Origin of the sequence: Paenarthrobacter sp. MSM-2-10-13, from assembly GCF_011605365.1 — a bacterium.
In the GTDB taxonomy this organism is placed as follows: domain Bacteria; phylum Actinomycetota; class Actinomycetes; order Actinomycetales; family Micrococcaceae; genus Arthrobacter.
Window position 1 is genome coordinate 177,355 of record NZ_JAAOXO010000001.1, and the last position, 18,938, is coordinate 196,292.

Consider the following 18,938-nt stretch of genomic DNA (forward strand, 5'->3'; position numbering starts at 1 on the left):
ATTTTTTGCGTGGTTGTGGACTCTCGATTATTCCGACGGCGTCCCAAGCGGTTAGACTCGGTTGTTGGGTTTCATTGATCCCATCCACATCCTTGTACTTTCTACTCAGGAGGACGCTTGCTAAGCGCATTCGGCCGGGCGTTTCGGACGCCTGATTTGCGACGCAAGTTGTTGTTCACGCTGGGAATCATCACAATCTTCCGCTTGGGAGCTTTCATCCCCTCGCCTGGTGTGAACTACCAGAATGTCCAGCAATGCTTGAACACCGGTGACACCTCGCAGGGCATCTACCAGCTGGTGAACTTGTTCAGCGGCGGCGCGTTGCTGCAGGTTTCAGTGTTTGCCTTGGGCATCATGCCCTACATCACGGCGAGCATCATCGTGCAGTTGCTCCGGGTGGTCATTCCCCGGTTCCAGCAGCTTTACGAAGAGGGCGCCTCCGGTCAGTCAAAGTTGACGCAGTACACCCGGTACCTCACCATCGCATTGGGCCTGCTGAACGCCACTACGTTGGTGTCGCTGGCTCGATCCGGCCAGTTGCTCCCAGGGTGTAACCTGCCCATCATTCCTGATGAGAGCATCATGACCACCATCCTGATCATCATCACGTTGACGGCCGGCACCGGCCTCATCATGTGGATGGGCGAGTTGGTCACCGAAAAGGGTGTGGGTAACGGTATGTCGTTGCTGATCTTCACCTCTATCGCTGCAAGCTTCCCCGGCTCGCTGGGCTCCATCTGGGAATCCAAGGGCCCGGGAACGTTCTTCACCGTGCTGGCTGTAGGCCTGCTCACGGTGGCCCTGGTGGTCTTCGTGGAGCAGTCCCAGCGCCGCGTTCCCGTTCAATACGCCAAGCGCATGATCGGACGCCGCACCGTGGGCGGCACCAGCACCTACATTCCCATCAAAGTGAACATGGCCGGCGTCGTGCCTGTCATCTTCGCTTCCTCCATGCTGTACCTGCCCGGGCTGATTTCGCAGTTCAACCAGCCCGCGCCGGGGGAGCAGATGGCCCCGTGGGTTGAGTGGATCAATAACAACCTCACCCGTGGCGACCACCCCATCTACATGGCACTGTATTTCGCCATGATTGTGTTCTTCACCTACTTCTACGTTGCCATCACCTTCAACCCTGAAGAAGTGTCGGACAACATGAAGAAGTACGGCGGGTTTATTCCGGGCATCCGGGCGGGTAAACCGACCGCGGATTACCTGCAGTACGTGCTTTCCAGGATCACCTTGCCTGGAGCCCTTTACCTGGGCTTCGTGGCGTTGATTCCGCTGGTTGCGCTCGTCCTGATCAACGCCAACCAGAACTTCCCGTTCGGTGGCACGTCAATTCTGATCATGGTGGGTGTTGGCCTGGAGACCGTCAAGCAGATTGATGCGCAGCTACAACAACGTCACTACGAAGGGCTTTTGCGATGACGAGAATGCTGATCATTGGACCTCCCGGTTCGGGTAAGGGTACGCAGGCTGAGCGAATTTCGGAGCGCCTCGGCGTAGTCGCCATCTCCACCGGCGACATCTTCCGTGCCAACGTCAAGGGCGAGACCCCTTTGGGCATCGAAGCCAAGAAGTACATGGACGCCGGCGACTTTGTTCCGGACAGCGTCACGAACGACATGGTTCGCGATCGCCTGAGCCAAAGCGATGTGGAGAACGGTTTCCTGCTGGACGGATACCCGCGCACCACAGCGCAGGTGGACTACCTAGACCAGATCCTCGCTGAGGGTGAGCAGGAGCTCGACGTCGTGCTCCAGCTGACCGCTGACGACGAAGAACTGGTGACCCGTCTTCTTGGCCGTGCCAAGGAAACGGGCCGCTCGGACGACAACGAAGCCGTAATCCGTCACCGCCTGGATCTCTACCATGAGCAGACCGAGGCAGTTGTGGCTAAGTACGCCGAGCGTGGCATCCTCACGCAGGTAGATGGCATCGGTGGTATCGATGAAGTTACCGACCGCGTGCTGACAGCGATCGAGGCGGCCAAGACCGTTTAGTGTGTTCTCCACGAAGCCGGTAAAACGGTGGTGGAGTGAGGGTGTGTCCCGTACAGTGCGTGCGGGACACACCCTCCTTTCTTTTCACCCTGCATTCCAATTTCGGCCACGAACCCCGGTACGGGAAAATGGTTGAAGCATGGGGCCTGATCGGCCTCTACAGCAAACCTTCCAGAGGAGATCATGGCGTTCGGTCAGCCCCGCATTGAATACAAAACCAACGAGCAGATGCGCACCATGCACCAGGCCGGTCTCGTCCTGAGCCGGGCACTGGATGCTGCCGTTGCGGCGGCCAAGCCTGGGGTCATCACCAAGGACCTGGACGACGTCTTCGCCGCGGTCCTCAACGATGCCGGCGCAAAGTCGAACTTCCTCGGGTATCACGGCTTTCCGGCCACCATTTGCACCTCTGTCAATGAAGAAGTGGTCCATGGAATCCCTGGCGGCAAGGTGCTCAACGACGGCGACATCATCTCCATTGACGGCGGATGCATAGTTGACGGTTGGCATTCCGACTCCGCCAGGACGGTGATCGTCGGTAACGCAGATCCTGAAGACCAGAGACTCTCTGATGTCACCGAGGCAGCTATGTGGCGCGGTATCGCAGCCTTGGCCACAGGCAAGTTTGTCGGGGACATCGGAAACGCAATTGATGATTACGTATCGTCCGTCCCGGGCAAGCCCTTGGGCATCCTGGAGGACTATGTGGGCCACGGCATCGGCTCGGAAATGCACATGGCCCCGGACGTTTTGAATTATCGGACCGGCCACCGCGGCCCCAAGATCCGGCCCGGCCTGTGCCTGGCCATCGAACCCATGCTGGTTCGTGGTGACATCGAGACCGCGACCCTCGACGACGACTGGACCGTGGTCACCACGGACGGCAAGCGTTCCTGCCAGTGGGAGCATTCCGTGGCTGTGCATGAAAAAGGCATCTGGGTTCTTTCGGCCCCGGATGGGGGAGCCGAGCAGTTGGCGCCACTCGGCGTGGTGCCCGTCCCCATCCCGTAACACCGCAAAAAAGAGCTGGGCTACGTCAGTAGCCCAGCTCTTTTCGCAGTGATGAAAAGCAGTTACGCCTTCAGCTTGGGCTTCACGTCCTTAGTGTAGATACCCTCGAGTGTCTTCTTCAGCTCGGTCATGGTTGCCTGGACATCGCCCTGCTGCGTCAGGATCTTGGCCGCAGCCTTGGCCATCTCCTGGTCCGCTCCCGGCAGGAACACGCGGGCATTGTCCTGGACCTTGGTGGCTGCAAGCTGGTCCATGGCGGTCTTGATTTGCGGTGTTGCTGCCAGGACCGCGGACATGTCAGCTGAGAGCCTGGTAGGCATGTAACCGGTGGCGGCCGAGAACGCCGCAGTGTTCTCCGGCTCGGTCATGAACTTCAGGAACGTCGCGGCGGCAAGCTGCTCTTCCTTGCTGATGCCGCTCGGGATGCCCAGCCCAGCGCCGCCGGTGGGGCATACGCCGCTGGGTGCCTCCGGGCCGCCGGGAAGGAATCCGACGCCCACGTTGAACTTGGCTGCTTTCAGGACGCCGAGCAGTGAGCCGGTAGAGGAAATGGTGGACGAGGTGATACCTGCGGCGAAGTCATCGGCTGCTTCCTTGGACGAGACCCCGGCCCAACCGTCCTTGTAGATGGTGTCCTGCGCCCACTGCAGTGCAGCCACGGACTGGGGAGAATCGCAGGTGACGTCCCAGTCCTTTGACCAGCTTCCGCCCCAGCCCCACAGGTTGTTCTGCAACGTCCAGCCCGCGTAGCCAGCCAGGGCCGGGTAGATGTAGGCGTACTGCGCACCTGATGTGGCCTTGAGCTTGGGCGCCCACTCGGCAAACTCCTGCCACGTGGCCGGGGCCCGATCCGGAAGCCCCGCTGCCTTGAAGTGGTCCTTGTTGTAGTAGAACAAGGGCGTGGAGCGGCCGTAGGGGAGCGCCCACTGCTTGTCGTCGTATTTGTAGTCGTCCACCAGCGACTTTTGGAAGTCGTCCATCTTGATGTCCAGCTGCTTCACCAAGCCATCGATGGGAATGATGCTGCCGTTGGAGAAGTAGCGGAACCACCACACATCCGAGAGGACCACCAACCCGGGAAGGCCCGTCTTGGCTGCCTGGGACGTCTGGAACTTCTGGGCTATTTCTTCGTAGTTGGCGCCCGCTGTCACCAGGTTCACCTTGATGTCCGGGTACTTGGCGTGGAACTTTTCAATGATCGCCTTTTCCACGTCCTGCGACTTGCCGGGGTGGTTGGTCCAGAAATCGATGGAGGCGGCGGGCTTTATGCCACTGAAATCGATCGTTGCGGTGTCGACGGCGTCTGCCGTGCCCGCCGTCGACGGTCCGCCGCATGCGGCAAGGGCCGCAGCTCCGGCGCCGAGGCCTGCTAGGCCCAGGAAATGTCGGCGGTCAAGGTTGGTGCGCATGGTGCTTCCTCTCAATAATTTACTTCGATGCGAATGGTGCGGTTGGAGAAAATCAGCCGGTGACACTGCCTTGGGTCAGCCCGGCAACGATGTATCGCTGGAGCGCTGCGAATACCAGCAAGATGGGAACGATCACCAAAACGGCTCCCGCCATGAGAATTCCCCATCCGGCGCCGTTGCCCTCCGAGTTCTGCAGCAACGTCAGCCCCACTGGCAATGTCATGGTTTCGGGACGGTCCGTGATGATGAGGGGCCAGATGTAGTCGTTCCATTCACTGACCACGGTCACCAAAGCCACCGTCGCAATAGATGGAACCGACACCGGGACGATGATCTGCCACAACCGCCGCCAATGGCCCGCACCGTCGATTTCAGCTGCTTCGAGAATCGACGGCGGTAACGTCAGGAAGTGTTGGCGCAGCAGGAACGTGCCAAACGCCGTCCCCAGGCCCGGAAGGATGATGCCCCACAGGGTGTTCTTGCCGCCCATGCCCGCTATGAGGATGTAATTGGGCAGGATGGACACCTGCGCGGGCACCATGAGTGCCACCAGAATCAGCACGAAGATTACGTTCTTGAACGGGAAACGAACGAACACCAGCGCGTAAGCCGTCAGAATGGCCAGGATGACCTTGATGGACGCGCCAACCACGGTGACGATGAGGCTGTTGGCGAAGAACTGCGCGAACGGAACCGTAGTCATCGCCGTGGCGTAGTTCTCCAGGTTCACAGACTCCGGAAGGATTCTGAGGTCCGTGGTAACGATCTCGCCCGGTTGCTTGAACGAGCTCAGCAACATCCACATCAGCGGCAGGAACACCACCAGCGTGGCGATGATCAAGGGCACGTATCCGGTTGCCATGGTCCGGATGAGGTTGGCTTTGGAGAATGGTCGCGGCGGCTCATGCGGCGCCTTCTCCTGCATGCTCTCCTGTAAGGAATCAACGACGACGGCGGGTGAAGGCGCGCTCATGAATAGTGGACCTTTCGCTCAACGAACCGCAGTTGAAGAACAGTAATGATCAGCAGGATGGCGAAAAGAATCACCGATATCGCGGCCGAATAGCCTGCCCTGTTGTAGGCCCCGAACGCCTGCAGGTATGCCTCGTAGATCAGTGTGCTGGTGCCATTGCCCAGCGGCGTCATGATGCGGATGAGGTCGAACGCCTGCAACGAGCTGAGCATGGTGGTAATCAACAGGAAGAACGTGGTGGGGGACAGCAGCGGCAAGGAAATATTGAGGAACCTGCGTGCGCCATTGGCTCCATCCAGTGCCGCAGCTTCCATGACGTCGCGTGGAAGGGACTTCAGGCCGGCCAAGTAGACCACGGCGCAGTAGCCCAGGTTCTTCCAGACGTACACAATGATCACCATCACCAAGGACAGCTGGGGATCGTTGATCCACTGTGGGCTCTGCTGTCCCAGGCCCCGGAGGAGCCAAGCAAGTACGCCGTAGCCGGGATCGAAAATGAACAGCCACACCAGGCCAACACCCACACCGGACAGCACATAAGGCGCGAACACGGCAGAACGGGCGAACGTGGTGCCGCGGACCTTGGAGTTCAAAGCAAGGGCAACCAACAAGCCCAGGATCATGGAACCGCCAACCGTCACCAGCGTGAAAATCGCTGTAGTCCCAAGGACCTTTGACGCGTCCTCACCGGTGAAGAACGTGACGTAGTTCTGTAAGCCCACCACCGTGGCCGAGGCCGAGCCGAGGGTCCAATCCAACGTGGAGTAGTAGATGTTGTTGATCAGCGGCCAATAAGTGAACGTGCCGATCAACACCAAGTTCGGCAAGGCCATGGCCAGGAACACCAGGAAATCCCGGCGGTCTCGGCCGGACCAGCGCTTCCTAACCTGTCTGGGCTTGGCTGCTGTGAGGGGCGGAACCGGAGGCTCGGCCGGCTTGTCTGCAGGCGCAGCACTGCTGCTGTGAATCTGTCGGGTAGTCATGAGTCACTAACGGTTTCGGGCTAATGTGGGGCGCCAGCTCCCGGACCGGGGCGGCGAAGACAGGCCTAGCTCACCACACCCACAGACTCCGTTCGGACCAAAATGGGGAGCCGCAGCGATAGTTGGCTTACACTTCCTAACCCGTTTACTCAGCGTTACTCGCCTGTTCGTATTTGAGGCCCGGCTCCCACTTGTTGCCGCGCCTTGGGCCGCCAGTTGGCTCACCAGTGGAGAATGGAGCCATGAATTCGATCACCGATGTTGCCGGCATACGGGTTGGGCATGTGCAGAGGGTGGGGGAGGGGTGGTTGTCCGGGGTTACTGTGGTGCTTCCTCCGCCGGGGACCGTGGGGTCTGTGGACGTGCGCGGTGGTGGGCCCGGGACTCATGAGACCGATGCGCTGGATCCCACCACGTTGGTTTCCACTGTGGACGCTGTGGTGTTGACCGGGGGCAGTGCGTTCGGGTTGGTCTCGGCGACGGGTGCTCAGTTGTGGTGTGAAGAACAGGGGCGGGGTTTCGCTGTTCCCGGGACCGTGGTGCCCATTGTGCCGGCGGCCGCCATCTTCGACCTTGGTAGGGGCGGCGACGTGAAGGCACGACCTGATGCCGACATGGGCTACCAGGCAGCCGCCGCAGCCTTCGCCTCAGGCGACCATGCCGCCGTCGAGCGCGGAAACGTTGGTGCCGGGACTGGCGCCGCTATTGCCCGCGGCCAGTACAAAGGCGGCGTGGGGACGTCCTCGATCGAACTCGACGACGGCGTGGTAGTGGGGGCCATCGCAATAGTCAACGCCCTGGGATCGCCGGTGGGTCTGGGACCCGGCAGCGCGCGTCTAAGGGAGGAACGACCGAGTGCGCAGAGGGTCGCAGACCCGCAAGCGGAACAGCAGGGACTCAACACCACGCTCGTGGTGATCGCCACAAATGCTGTCTTGGATGTTGCCGAGTGCAAGCGGACTGCTTCTTCCGGGCATGCCGGGCTTGCGCGTGCTTTGGATCCGTCCCATACCCTCGCGGACGGCGATACCGTGTTCGCTGTGGCGACCGGCGCCGTCGTGCTTGACCGCAGTACTGAACAGGCGCGGCAGGCGTCCTTGATAACACTCCAAAGTGCGGCGGCGGAAGCCGTTCGACTAGCCATTCTGGATGGTGTCCTTGCAGCGCAAGCCGTCTCGACGGCGGCGGGCGACTTCCCGGCCTATCGGCCAGCGGGGGAGTGACGACTGGAGACAGGTGCGCTACCATTGACGGATTTAACTTTCCGGCTTCATTGGCGTAGAGTTATTTGTTGGTTGTCTGTGCAGCCACGCCCTTTTTAGTGTCGTGGTTCCAAGAGAGCCAAGCAAACAAAAAACGTCCGCTGGATCTTCGGTGCCTAACTGAAGGACGGCGGCAAACAACAGTTAGCGGAGGATATGGCCAAGAAGGACGGGGTCATTGAGATCGAGGGCGTTGTGACTGAGGCGCTGCCCAATGCGATGTTTCGTGTTGAGCTCACCAATAAGCACGTCGTTCTCGCACACATCTCTGGGAAGATGCGACAGCACTACATTCGAATCCTCCCCGAGGACCGGGTAGTGGTGGAGCTGAGCCCATACGACCTCACACGTGGTCGTATCGTCTACCGCTACAAGTAAATTGCTGGGCGGCAAGGCAATAGTGCCTAAGCCGCTCCAGCAGATCAACTGCAAAACACGCAAAGGAACGCCATGAAGGTCAAGCCGAGCGTCAAGCAGATCTGCGACAAGTGCAAAGTGATCCGCCGTAACGGCCGGGTCATGGTGATCTGCGAGAACCCGCGCCACAAGCAGCGCCAGGGCTAATTCCCCTCACGGGAATCTGCGTCCGCAAGGACAAACCTGGGCTGCTAGCCCACGCAAGTAAATAAAGGCAGCACAAGCTGTGCCAGGACTGCATTACAGAGCCTGGTCAGCGAACCCCCGGTCGGAGGCTGGGGCCACACTGAACGTGTGGGTGTACTGCCTACGACCTCCGGTTTATTCAAGGAGTACTGCCACTATGGCTCGTCTCGCTGGCGTAGACATTCCCCGCGAAAAGCGGTTGGAAATTGCGCTTACTTACATCTACGGCGTGGGCAAGACCCGTGCACACGAAACCCTGGCTGCCACCGGCATCAGCGCTGACGTTCGCGTCAAGGACCTGACTGACGCCGAGCTGGTCCAGCTGCGTGACTACATTGAAGGCAACTACAAGGTTGAGGGTGACCTTCGCCGCGAGGTAGCCGCTGACATCCGCCGCAAGGTAGAGATCGGCAGCTACGAAGGCCTGCGCCACCGCAAGGGCCTGCCCGTACGCGGACAGCGTACGAAGACCAACGCTCGTACCCGCAAGGGCCCCAAGCGCACCGTCGCCGGCAAGAAGAAGGCCGGACGTTAATCCCTCGGGATTGATCCGGTTTTCCCCCGATAACTTTCTGTAGGAGAAACAATGCCCCCGAAGACTCGTGGAGCGGTTCGTAAGCCGCGTCGCAAGGATAAGAAGAATATTGCGCTTGGCCAGGCGCACATCAAGAGCACCTTTAACAACACCATCGTGTCCATCACGGACCCGAACGGTGCTGTAATCTCATGGGCTTCCGCCGGTGAGGTTGGCTTCAAGGGCTCCCGTAAGTCCACCCCGTTCGCTGCCCAGATGGCTGCTGAAGCTGCTGCAAAGCGCGCTCAGGAGCACGGTCTGCGCAAGGTTGACGTATTCGTCAAGGGCCCGGGATCCGGACGCGAAACCGCAATCCGTTCGCTTCAGGCCGCTGGCCTCGAGGTTGGCTCCATCCAGGACGTCACCCCCAGCGCCCACAACGGTTGCCGCCCGCCGAAGCGCCGCCGCGTCTAATTAGGTCTTCCCCGCCTGACCGGCCGGGCCTGCTATGGATGGTTTCGATCATCCATCAGCATGGCCCGGCTGGTCAGGCTGGAAACCGAAGCCGATTTCCACCACCTGTGTTGCGTCATATAGCGGATGCTCGCCGAAAGGAAACCTAAGTGCTCATTGCACAGCGCCCCACCCTGTCTGAAGAAGTTGTATCCGAGAACCGCTCCCGTTTCATCATTGAACCGCTGGAGCCGGGCTTCGGCTACACCCTCGGAAACTCCCTCCGCCGTACCCTGCTCTCCTCCATCCCCGGTGCCGCTGTAACCAGCATCCGGATCGATGGCGTGCTGCACGAGTTCACCACGGTTCCGGGTGTCAAGGAAGATGTCACCGAGATCATCCTGAACATCAAGAACCTTTCGGTTTCCTCCGAGCACGATGAGCCGGTTGTTGCTTACCTGCGCAAGCAGGGCCCCGGAGTCGTCACCGCCGCGGACATCGCTCCGCCGGCCGGCGTCGAATTCCACAACCCGGATCTGCACATTGCCACTCTGAACTCGAAGGGCAAGTTCGAACTCGAACTGACCATCGAGCGCGGCCGTGGCTACGTTTCGGCAGCTCAGAACAAGTCCGGCGACTCCGAGATCGGCCGTATTCCGGTTGACTCGATCTACTCGCCGGTCATGAAGGTAACTTTCCGCGTGGAAGCTACCCGTGTTGAGCAGCGCACCGACTTCGACAAGCTCATTGTCGACGTCGAGACCAAGCAGGCTATCGCCCCTCGCGATGCTGTTGCTTCCGCAGGCACCACCTTGGTGGAACTGTTCGGTCTGGCTCGTGAGCTGAACACCGCAGCTGAAGGTATCGAGATTGGCCCGTCGCCGACGGACGCTGCCCTGGCAGCGGACATGGCTCTGCCGATCGAGGATCTGGACCTCACCGTCCGTTCCTACAACTGCCTCAAGCGTGAGGGCATCCACACCGTGGGTGAACTCGTTGCCCGCTCCGAGGCTGACCTGATGGACATTCGTAACTTCGGTGCGAAGTCCATTGACGAGGTCAAGGCAAAGCTCGTGGAACTGGGTCTGTCCCTCAAGGACTCCCCTCCCGGTTTCGATCTCGCAGCCCGCGCCGCAGCCATCGAAGAGGACGACGCCGCGTTCAGCGACGACGAGCTCTAAACAGCAGATCTTGGCCGCCGGGTCCAGCGATGGACCTGAACGGCTTACATAACAGGAGAAATAACTATGCCTACCCCCACTAAGGGTCCGCGCCTCGGAGGCGGCCCGGCTCACGAGCGCCTGATGCTCGCGAACCTGGCAGCTGCTCTCTTTGAGCACAAGCGCATCACCACCACGGTCACCAAGGCCAAGCGTCTTAAGCCGTACGCAGAGCGTCTGGTCACCTTCGCCAAGCGTGGCGACCTCGCTTCCCGCCGCCGCGTTCTCGGCCTGATCAGCGACAAGGGCGTTGTCCACGAGCTGTTCACCGACATCGCCGGCGCCGTTGCTAACCGCGATGGTGGCTACACCCGCATCACCAAGATCGGCAACCGCAAGGGCGACAACGCTCCCATGGCTGTCATCGAGCTCGTTCTCGAGCCGGTTTCACCCAAGCAAGCTGTAGTTGCTGAAGCAACCAACGCTGCTGCCAAGGCTGCTCCGGCCGCCGAAGCTCCGGCTGCTGAAGAAGAGGTTGTAGAGACCGAAGCTGCTGAAACCGAAGAGGCTCCGGCCGCTGAGGCAGAAGCTGCTGAGACCGAAGCTGCTGAAACCGAAGAGGCTCCGGCCGCTGAGGACAAGAAGTAATTCACTGAATTCTTCACAGTAGACTTAAGTCTATGAACGAACGAAAACCCGCTGCCCCCGTTATGGGGGGCGGCGGGTTTTTGCGTGTCCGGCTTGATCTTTCCTACGACGGCGGCCCTTTCAACGGGTGGGCCGTGCAGCCCGGTCTTCACACCGTTCAAGGATCCCTTGAAGAAGCTTTGGCGCTCATCCTGCAACGCCCGATTCGCGTGACGGTTGCTGGCAGGACCGACGCCGGCGTCCATGCCCGGGGTCAAGTTGTTCACCTGGACCTGACGGAAGCCGAGTGGCTGTCACTGCCGCGTGGGCACGAACTCGATCCCGCCGTCGCGCTTTTGCGTCGACTCCGCGGCGCTTTGAGCCGCATTCTCGGCGATCTGACGGGGTCCATTGAAGTGCACGACGCCGGTCTGGCGCCGGAAGGTTTCGACGCCCGCTTCTCAGCGTTGTGGCGCAGGTACAGCTACCGGATTGCCGATGGTCCGGGTCGCTGGGACCCTGTGCTGCGGGGAATCACTTTGTGGCATAAAACGCCTTTGGATGTTGAGCTCATGAATCACGGTGCGCATTCTCTGCTGGGCCTTCAGGACTTCCGCTCTTACTGCAAACCCCGCGAGGGAGCCACCACCATTCGTGAGCTGCAGCAATTCTCGTTCGACCGTGGAAGCGACGGTGTCATAGTTGCCACCGTCCAGGCCGACGCGTTCTGTCACAACATGGTGCGGTCCTTGGTAGGTTCTGCGCTCCGCTTGGGGGAAGGCTTGGAAACTCCGGGTTGGCTGCACTCGCGTCTTCTGGAACGTCAACGCGACGCCAAATCTGTGCTCGCTGCTCCACATCCCCTGGTGCTGGAGGAAGTCGCCTACCCGTCCGATAGTGAGTTGCTGGCGCGGGCCGAGCTGACGCGGGCACGGCGCGAGTAGCTCTTCTGTCCGTGACTACGGAACTCATCCGGGCGTTGGGGGACCCCCTCCCGGCTCTGGGTACCGGAAGGGGGCCGTTGTGGCACTCCGTGGTCTGGGATCCGCGAAGTGCCGGTCTTTAGGGCAAGAACACCAGAGCCCTAGAACGTTCCGGCAAGGTTAGTCATTACGTTGATGACGGCCGGACCCATGATGACGATGAAGAGCACCGGTAGGATGCAAAACATCAGGGGGAAGAGAACCTTTACCGGCAGCTTCATGGCCTGCTCTTCTGCCCTCTGCCGACGCTTGATACGCATTTGCTTGGCTTGTGTACGAAGGACGTTGGCGATCGCGATCCCGTAGGTGTCTGCCTGGACTATGGCCCCAACGAATGCCCGCAGGTCGTGAACGTCAACACGTTCGGCCAGGGCAATGTAGGCCTCCTTGCGGCTTCTTCCTGCCTGCATGTCCTGCAGCGTACGGAGCATTTCCATAGCGAGCGGTCCCGAACCGTTTTGTCCGGCCCTTGCCATGGCACCTTCAAAACCAAGACCGGCTTCCACGGAGATCAGCATCTGGTCCAGGGTGTTGGGAAGCTCCGTCTGGATGGCCTTCTGCCGCTCGGCTGCCCGGCCGTGGATGAGCAGGTCCGGAATGAAATACACCAACGAGACCGCTGCCAGATAAAGCACGAAGCCCGGGCCGGATGGCGCCCGTAGAAAGAACAACAGGCCCACGAGCCCTGCTGCCAGGGCCAACGCCGGCTTGAGGATGAGAAGGCGCCCAAGGGGCATTCCCGCTGGTCGGCCCAATTTGGCCAGCAGCTTGTCCAACCAGATGGTGTAGCCCTTGGGGGTGAGCCTTGCTCCGAGGCGTTGGAGGTTGAATGATGATGACTGTGCTCCCAGCTCCGTTGCCATCCCGGCGCTTCGGCTCAAGTTGGCTCGAACAGTCGCCAGGCCGGCACGATCAACTGAAATGAAGGCCCACGCCATGAAAGCGATGGGGATGACGATCAGGGCGACGGACGCCCATGCAATAACGTTCATGATCACTCCCTAAAACTTGATCTTGACCACGCGGCTGAGCCAGAAGGTGCCCAACCCCAAAAGGACTATTGCGGCCACCAGCATGATCCAACCCAGGGGATGGGTGAACAACGGCTGGATGTACGTCCCGTTCGCAAGGCTGAGGTACAGGAACATGCCAGTCGGCAGCGCTATGAGCACATAGGCGGACATACGACCTTCAGCGCTGAGTGCCCTGACTTGCCCCTTGATTTGGGACCGTTCACGGATCGTCTCGGCCACATGGTCCAGGACTTCAGCCAAGTCGCCGCCCACTTCGCGATGAATTTCGATGGCCTGCGTCGCCCAGAGGAAGTCCTCGCTATGGAGACGCGAGGCCGCGTCCAAGAGGGCGTCACGCAAGTCGCGACCCAGGCGAACTTCTCCCACGATCCTGGCAAATTCTTCCTTGGTAGGTGACTGGGCCTCTTGGGCAACAGCATCCACCGCCCGGAGCAAGCTGTGGCCGGCCCGCATGCTGCCGGACAGCATTTGCAACGTGTCACCCAGTTGAGCCTCGAACTGGGCCCTGCGTCGGGAGGTCATAATGCTCAGAACCATGCGTGCGCCGATGGGCACGATGATTCCGAAGAGAATCGCCACCAAGACGCCGCCAAGGATGAAGCCTAGAACGGCGCCAGTGAACGTGGCGCAGATGACCAAAAGAACGTAGTCCGCTGGTCTCATCCGCGAGCCGGCCTGTTCAAGCAAAATCCTGGTTCCTGAAGCCCGGCTTGCAGAAACCGAACCATCCACCATGGCCACAGCGGAATTCGTCACTCGGGTCAGGACGGATTCCTGTGGGCCCGAGTCCGGACGGCGCCGGGACAACGCAATCGTTGAGTTCCTCGACCTGGGGATGAGGAACAGCCCGATCGCCAGAGCGGAGAATCCGAGAAGCACGCCGGCTATGAGCAGGAGCGGGTTGGTGGCGGTCATCGCTGACCACCGCCAGTGTGCACGCTGCCAAAGACCGCCGGCGACAAGTAGATTCCAAGGTCCGCGAAGTGGTCCACGAACCGTGGCCGCACCCCTGTAGGAACGGGCTTCCCAAGGAACCTCCCGTTGGCGTCCATGCCTGCCGAGTAGTCGAACGTGAAAGCATCCTGCAAGGTAACAACGTCACCTTCCATGCCCTGGACTTCTGTCACGTGGGTGATTCGGCGGGTTCCATCGCGCAGCCGAGAGATCTGAACCACCAGGTTCACGGCGGACGAGATCTGCTCGCGGATTGCCCTGAGGGGCAAATCCATTCCAGCCATAAGCACCAACGTCTCGAGGCGTGCAATGGCGTCCCGTGGCGAATTCGCGTGAACAGTGGAGATGGATCCATCATGGCCGGTGTTCATTGCCTGAAGCATGTCCAAGGCTTCGCCGCCACGAACCTCGCCCACCACGATCCTGTCCGGGCGCATGCGCAGCGAATTGCGAACCAGGTCCCGGATGGCGATTTCGCCCTTGCCTTCGATGTTGCTGGGGCGGCTTTCCAAACGAACCACATGTGATTGCTGGAGTTGCAACTCCACTGCGTCTTCGATGGTGACGATGCGCTCATCGGAGGGCAGGAAGGACGAAAGGACATTAAGGAGAGTTGTCTTTCCCGTTCCAGTACCGCCGGAGACGATGATGTTCAGCCGGGCCTGTACGCATGCATGAAGGAGTTCCGTGATCTCGGGGCTCGTAGTTCCCAACTGGATGAGATTCTGGGCCGTTAGAGGGACGCGCCCAAACTTACGGATAGTGAGCGACGATCCATTGACGGCCAGCGGCGGAATAATCGCGTTGACACGGGACCCATCCGAAAGCCGCGCGTCCACAAGAGGTGAGGACTCGTCGATGCGGCGGCCAACCTTTGAGACGATCCGCTCAATGATTCTGCGCAGGTGCTCTTCGGACGAGAAATGAACGTTGGTCAAATGGAGTTTTCCTGCAATTTCCACGTAGACCTTATCTGCGCCGTTCACCATGATTTCCGTGACGTCCTTGTCGTCAAGGAAACGCTGTAGTGGCCCCAGGCCAAGCACGTCGTCAGCGATTTCCTGAACCAGCCGTTGCCTTTCCGAGGACGTCAGGGGGATATCGTCATCGTCGATGACGGCGCGGAGTTCCTCCTTGACATAGCGGTGCAGCTCGGCTTCATCGAGTGTGGTATCCGAGATCCGGGAGCCCATGCGGTCAAACAAGGCGCTGCTGGTACGTTCCTTGACCGCAGACAAGGCCTGGCTGGAGTCCTCGGTGGCTCCTCCGGACCCCGGCGAATCGGCGAGATAATCCGGGGCTTGCGTTGCCGGTCCGGCCCACGGATCTCCCGGCGTTGATGTTCCAGGTGTCTCAACTTCAAGTCCACGGACCGTTTGAAGGCGTTTTGCGAGGTTCACTTGACTACCGCCCTTCGATGCAACTGCTTGTGTGGCCGTTCTTCCCATCCGGGCTTGAACCGCTCCACAAGCTGGCGGAGGCCCCGAAGGGTGACATCCTTCGCTCCATCTTGGAGTACGGGGATGCCTCTGTTGGTTGAGTAGGGGAGTGAGCGGGACCGGGGCAACGTGACATCCACCGGGCAACCGATGGTGGCTTCCACATCCACCAAGGTGAGCCCGCTCCGCTTGTCCGCGAAGTTCAGGACAACATGGCGCTGTTCCGGGACCAACCCAATCTCGTCCAAAATCTCCAAGCCGTTCCGGAGCCCCCTGATGCTGGGGATGTCCATTCCGCATACCCAGACGACGTCGGAGGCACGTTCCAGAGTCGCCAGGACATGTTCACCGAGACCGGGGGCCGTATCCACAATCACGTAATCGAATTCCTTGGCCAACTGTTCAAGGAGATGCCCCACTTGTTCTGCGGAGATCTGTTCGATTTGAGATGGGTTGCGCGGCGCGCAGAGTGCGTAGATGCCAGCGGGATGGGCTGAAAGGTATGACTTCAGCACCATGCTGTCTTGGACTGCCGCGCCAGTGACGGCATCCGCGATGGTCCGTTCAGGGTCTATGAGCAGACCGGATGCGACGTCGCCGAATTGGAGGTCCAGGTCGGCTATGACTACCTTCATGGGCGCGGTACGCCCCAAGCCAATGGCCAGGTTGGTTGAGATAGTTGTTTTGCCCACGCCACCCTTGGGAGACATAACGGCGATGATCCGGCCTCCCTGTGGACCTGCGTCCACTTGGGCACCCAAGCCCCTGCGTCGCCCGGCAGCTGCGAGGCTGGCACGCTCCAACAGTGCTCGAATGGCCACTGCATCTGCAGATGGCTCCAACAAGTCACGGATTCCTGCACGCATGGCTGGCAGCGCGATCTCGGCCGCATCCGTCGACGCGAGTACGACGCTGATCTCGGGATACTGGAGGTCGAACAGGCTTGCCAAACGGATGGCGTCGTCTGCTTGCAGTCCGGGGCCCAGCACCAGGACTTCCAGAAGTTGTCCGGACAACACGCGTAGGACGTCGTCCGGGCCCTGTGGCAAGTAGTCGGCAATGATGGACTGCACGTCGCCGTGCAGACCGGACGCAGCGTGCCGGACGCGCTTTTCAAACTCAACGTCAGCTGTGATGACTAGGAAGCGGCTCATTGGAGTACCTCTGCCTTCTTGATGGTGACGCGTGCGCTTTCCTGTGCTTCTGCGGGTTCTTTGGTCAGCCAGATGTCCCCGTACTTGGCGCCATAAACAATCTTGGTAGCGTCTACATCGCTACGGGCCAGGGTCACTATGAAGGAACCTTCCGGCAGCTGGGTATTGGCCTGCTCGGAGCTTGCCTGCGCCGTGTTGGTATTTCTCGAGGTGGCCCGCTGAACGCTGGTCACAAGAACCTTGTGGAAGACGAGCTGCGCTGATGCCTCAGATTCGGCCTGCCCGGGCTGGCCAAGCAGTACCATGACGCCGACGGTGTCGCCGGCAGTCAATCGCCCGCCAACCACACGCTGGGCGTCCAATTGAACTGAAACTTCTTGAAGTCCGTCTGGAACGGGGACTGATCCCGGAGCCGCCAGGCTGTTGGGGTCCACCAGACGGTTTCCCAGCAGCGCTTCACCCGGCATGAGTTCTGCCCCGGCGACTTTGCCTTCCATGCCGGAGAGGCTCTTGAGGGCGCCATTGGGCACCGAAGCCGCAGGTAGCGAAGCCAGTTTTACAGCAGACCTGATCTGCTGAAGATCGGCTCCCTCTGGAACCTGACTTTGAATAACGAGAACATCGACGGGCTGGAGGTCCTTTTGAGCCCGCGCGTCTGCTGCTTGAACGTATGTGACCAGTAACAGCGTGCCGACTATTGCCAGCACTACTGCGACTATGCCTCCCAGTAGGCGAGTTTTCACTTTGATTCTCCTTAATGCAATGGAGTTTTCTCCCAGATTGGTTACTACTCGGTGAGTTGGACGCCCAAGGCGCCGTACGTGGTGGGGCCGCCCAGAGTTGCGGCTTCCGTCAGACTTACTTTCTTGATGAAGGTGCCGAACAGGCCGGTATCGCTGTTCTTGAGGCCCAGGGACTTCTGGAGCGCCGAGGCATCGGAAGTCATGTAGGTCGGTCCGCCGCCTGTCAGATGCCATCCTCGGAGTGAGATCTGGGCAAAGGCCTCGATCTTGAAGGATTTCTTATACGGAGAAGAAGCGCAGGGGTTGGTTCCCGTACCCTTCTTCACCGGGCAGGCAGTTTCAAAAATGGGAATCAGGAGTTCCACAGGCTTGCCGGCTTTGAGCTTGGCCTCCCAGGATGCGAAGGCCGAGCTGCATGTGGAATCGAAGTCGTTGCCCTCATTTGCTTCGACCCACGGAGAATCGACGTCGATGTGGATTGAGCACGTTGTGCCCGGATGTTTCAGCCATCCGAACCCACCCGGCAACTCGAAGCCCGAGGAGGACTGATGCTTACACGCGTAATCCGGGTCGTCGGACAACTTGGTCCCGTGGACCGGGAAGAACTGAAGGCCTTTAGTGAAACCCGGGTCCGCTTCACATTGCGAGAAAGTCAGCGGTAGTGCATCCGTTGCGGAAAAGCCACCGAATTTGGCTTGGGCGGTGGCTTTGATATCCGCCGTCTGGACACCCAGTGCCCGAGCGAACACCAAGCTGAAATGATTGTCACCGGATACGTTGCGGGATTGGGTAGTGACATCAACGGTTCCGGTGGCCAGATTCACCGTTGCCACCGGCGCATTGCTGACACCGTCCAGGGCATTCAGTCCTGCCAAGGTGGTAGCTGTGGATGCGGGCGACACGCAGTCCGCAGAGCCTGCACTCTTGGCGCAAGCCTGGGCGATGCCTATTGCCGACGAGTCGGCGCCATTCTGCAGTTGAGCATGCTCGGAGTACATCATGGCCACGTCCACGGCGAAGGCGGTCATTCCCAGCAGCGCCACCATCAGCATGGCCGTCATGGGAGCAACAGCACCGCGTTCGGGATCACCGTGCTTCAGCCGCCGCATCGCATGACTCCTGTCCCTGAGATGTTCAGTTCAGCTGGCATTCCAGGCACGAGGCCCGGGAATCCGGTCATCCACGGCGTGCTGTAGGAGATGTTGACCTCTACGTTGCAAGGGGTGGTTCCGGTTGACGTAATGGCAATGTCGCCGGGGTCGAGGTCCACCGACGGTGCCGCAGCCACACCGGCCGCCTGCGCATCGCCCACGGTGTAGGTGGAGTCCGACTGGTGAATGGCTGCATATCGGGCGGCTTCCCGGGCGGCTTCAGACAAGGAAATCTGGATGTTGAATGCGCGGCCGAACTCAAAAATTCCGAGTACCAGGACGAGGAATATGGGCAACACCAATGCAAATTCAACCGCAACGGCACCGGACTGGTTCTTGGATGTGGAGGGCTTCCGTGTGCGGAGCTTTTTCCTCTTCTTATCGTTGGATCTCATAGCTACTCCCAGAGAAAACGAATCCGGGCCGGCTGCAGCCGATGAATGCATCGGGGCAGCCGGCCCGGGATCGATAGCGAAGCCGGC

The 18,938-nt window shown here is 60.1% G+C and carries 21 protein-coding genes; 11 read left to right on the forward strand and 10 right to left on the reverse strand.

What is annotated here, in order from left to right:
• Window positions 1-117: 117 nt before the first annotated feature.
• The 3 genes from secY (at window position 118) to map (ending at window position 3,014) form a co-directional block, all read left to right on the forward strand.
• On the forward strand, window positions 118-1,428 hold the full coding sequence (gene secY, locus HAV21_RS00885; protein WP_142938377.1) for a preprotein translocase subunit SecY: 1,311 nt from the start codon (window positions 118-120) through the stop codon (window positions 1,426-1,428).
• A gap of 5 nt (window positions 1,429-1,433) precedes the next feature.
• A complete protein-coding gene (locus tag HAV21_RS00890) occupies window positions 1,434-2,003 on the forward strand; it encodes an adenylate kinase (RefSeq protein ID WP_187697147.1) in 570 nt (189 codons plus the stop codon).
• Between the two features lie 183 nt (window positions 2,004-2,186).
• Window positions 2,187-3,014: a type I methionyl aminopeptidase gene (gene map / locus HAV21_RS00895; RefSeq protein ID WP_166839931.1), complete on the forward strand. Its 828-nt coding sequence runs from the start codon at window positions 2,187-2,189 to the stop codon at window positions 3,012-3,014.
• 62 nt (window positions 3,015-3,076) lie between these two features.
• On the opposite strand, the gene HAV21_RS00900 is transcribed toward map, so the two are convergent.
• Genes HAV21_RS00900 through HAV21_RS00910 form a run of 3 tightly spaced genes read right to left on the reverse strand, consistent with a single transcriptional unit; the run spans window position 3,077 to window position 6,379 of the window.
• Window positions 3,077-4,423 carry an ABC transporter substrate-binding protein gene (locus HAV21_RS00900; protein WP_166839933.1) on the reverse strand — a complete coding sequence of 449 codons (1,347 nt, stop codon included), beginning with the start codon at window positions 4,421-4,423 and terminating at the stop codon, window positions 3,077-3,079.
• A 52-nt stretch (window positions 4,424-4,475) separates the two neighbouring features.
• Complete coding sequence (locus HAV21_RS00905) at window positions 4,476-5,396, reverse strand: carbohydrate ABC transporter permease (RefSeq protein ID WP_142938381.1); 921 nt, start codon at window positions 5,394-5,396, stop codon at window positions 4,476-4,478.
• A complete protein-coding gene (locus HAV21_RS00910) occupies window positions 5,393-6,379 on the reverse strand; it encodes a sugar ABC transporter permease (RefSeq protein ID WP_208095726.1) in 987 nt (328 codons plus the stop codon). Before HAV21_RS00910 ends, HAV21_RS00905 begins: the two co-directional genes overlap by 4 nt.
• Before the next feature lie 242 nt (window positions 6,380-6,621).
• Here HAV21_RS00910 and HAV21_RS00915 point away from each other — a divergent pair, with 242 nt between their 5' ends.
• The 8 genes from HAV21_RS00915 (at window position 6,622) to truA (ending at window position 11,942) form a co-directional block, all read left to right on the forward strand.
• Window positions 6,622-7,602: a P1 family peptidase gene (locus tag HAV21_RS00915; RefSeq protein WP_208095729.1), complete on the forward strand. Its 981-nt coding sequence runs from the start codon at window positions 6,622-6,624 to the stop codon at window positions 7,600-7,602.
• Window positions 7,603-7,797: 195 nt separating this feature from the next.
• Window positions 7,798-8,019, forward strand: coding sequence for a translation initiation factor IF-1 (infA, locus tag HAV21_RS00920; protein WP_011775571.1), 222 nt, complete (start codon window positions 7,798-7,800; stop codon window positions 8,017-8,019).
• Window positions 8,020-8,091: 72 nt separating this feature from the next.
• Entirely contained in the window at window positions 8,092-8,205 is a 114-nt protein-coding gene (rpmJ, locus tag HAV21_RS00925) for a 50S ribosomal protein L36 (RefSeq protein WP_011775570.1), read from the forward strand.
• A 196-nt stretch (window positions 8,206-8,401) separates the two neighbouring features.
• Window positions 8,402-8,779, forward strand: coding sequence for a 30S ribosomal protein S13 (rpsM, locus tag HAV21_RS00930; protein WP_011775569.1), 378 nt, complete (start codon window positions 8,402-8,404; stop codon window positions 8,777-8,779).
• Window positions 8,780-8,830: 51 nt separating this feature from the next.
• The gene (gene rpsK, locus HAV21_RS00935; protein WP_014922380.1) at window positions 8,831-9,232 is read left to right on the forward strand and encodes a 30S ribosomal protein S11; all 402 of its coding nucleotides are present in this window, start codon (window positions 8,831-8,833) and stop codon (window positions 9,230-9,232) included.
• 149 nt (window positions 9,233-9,381) lie between these two features.
• A complete protein-coding gene (locus HAV21_RS00940) occupies window positions 9,382-10,392 on the forward strand; it encodes a DNA-directed RNA polymerase subunit alpha (protein ID WP_011775567.1) in 1,011 nt (336 codons plus the stop codon).
• Between the two features lie 66 nt (window positions 10,393-10,458).
• Window positions 10,459-11,019, forward strand: a complete 561-nt coding sequence (gene rplQ, locus HAV21_RS00945; protein ID WP_142938383.1) for a 50S ribosomal protein L17 — start codon at window positions 10,459-10,461, stop codon at window positions 11,017-11,019.
• Window positions 11,020-11,051: 32 nt separating this feature from the next.
• Window positions 11,052-11,942, forward strand: a complete 891-nt coding sequence (gene truA, locus HAV21_RS00950) for a tRNA pseudouridine(38-40) synthase TruA (RefSeq protein WP_243753076.1) — start codon at window positions 11,052-11,054, stop codon at window positions 11,940-11,942.
• A gap of 140 nt (window positions 11,943-12,082) precedes the next feature.
• Here the strand turns inward: truA and HAV21_RS00955 are convergent, their stop codons facing one another.
• Genes HAV21_RS00955 through HAV21_RS00985 form a run of 7 tightly spaced genes read right to left on the reverse strand, consistent with a single transcriptional unit; the run spans window position 12,083 to window position 18,851 of the window.
• The gene (locus HAV21_RS00955) at window positions 12,083-12,973 is read right to left on the reverse strand and encodes a type II secretion system F family protein (protein WP_166839937.1); all 891 of its coding nucleotides are present in this window, start codon (window positions 12,971-12,973) and stop codon (window positions 12,083-12,085) included.
• A 9-nt stretch (window positions 12,974-12,982) separates the two neighbouring features.
• Window positions 12,983-13,930 carry a type II secretion system F family protein gene (locus tag HAV21_RS00960; RefSeq protein ID WP_142938385.1) on the reverse strand — a complete coding sequence of 316 codons (948 nt, stop codon included), beginning with the start codon at window positions 13,928-13,930 and terminating at the stop codon, window positions 12,983-12,985.
• Complete coding sequence (locus HAV21_RS00965) at window positions 13,927-15,369, reverse strand: CpaF family protein (protein ID WP_166839939.1); 1,443 nt, start codon at window positions 15,367-15,369, stop codon at window positions 13,927-13,929. Before HAV21_RS00965 ends, HAV21_RS00960 begins: the two co-directional genes overlap by 4 nt.
• Window positions 15,366-16,562 carry an AAA family ATPase gene (locus tag HAV21_RS00970; RefSeq protein ID WP_142938387.1) on the reverse strand — a complete coding sequence of 399 codons (1,197 nt, stop codon included), beginning with the start codon at window positions 16,560-16,562 and terminating at the stop codon, window positions 15,366-15,368. The genes HAV21_RS00965 and HAV21_RS00970 overlap by 4 nt, the downstream gene beginning before the upstream one ends.
• Window positions 16,559-17,305, reverse strand: coding sequence for a Flp pilus assembly protein CpaB (gene cpaB, locus HAV21_RS00975; RefSeq protein ID WP_250820132.1), 747 nt, complete (start codon window positions 17,303-17,305; stop codon window positions 16,559-16,561). The genes HAV21_RS00970 and cpaB overlap by 4 nt, the downstream gene beginning before the upstream one ends.
• 44 nt (window positions 17,306-17,349) lie before the next feature.
• Window positions 17,350-18,414, reverse strand: a complete 1,065-nt coding sequence (locus tag HAV21_RS00980; RefSeq protein ID WP_166839940.1) for a TadE/TadG family type IV pilus assembly protein — start codon at window positions 18,412-18,414, stop codon at window positions 17,350-17,352.
• On the reverse strand, window positions 18,402-18,851 hold the full coding sequence (locus HAV21_RS00985) for a TadE family protein (protein WP_166839941.1): 450 nt from the start codon (window positions 18,849-18,851) through the stop codon (window positions 18,402-18,404). The genes HAV21_RS00980 and HAV21_RS00985 overlap by 13 nt, the downstream gene beginning before the upstream one ends.
• Window positions 18,852-18,938: the final 87 nt, after the last annotated feature.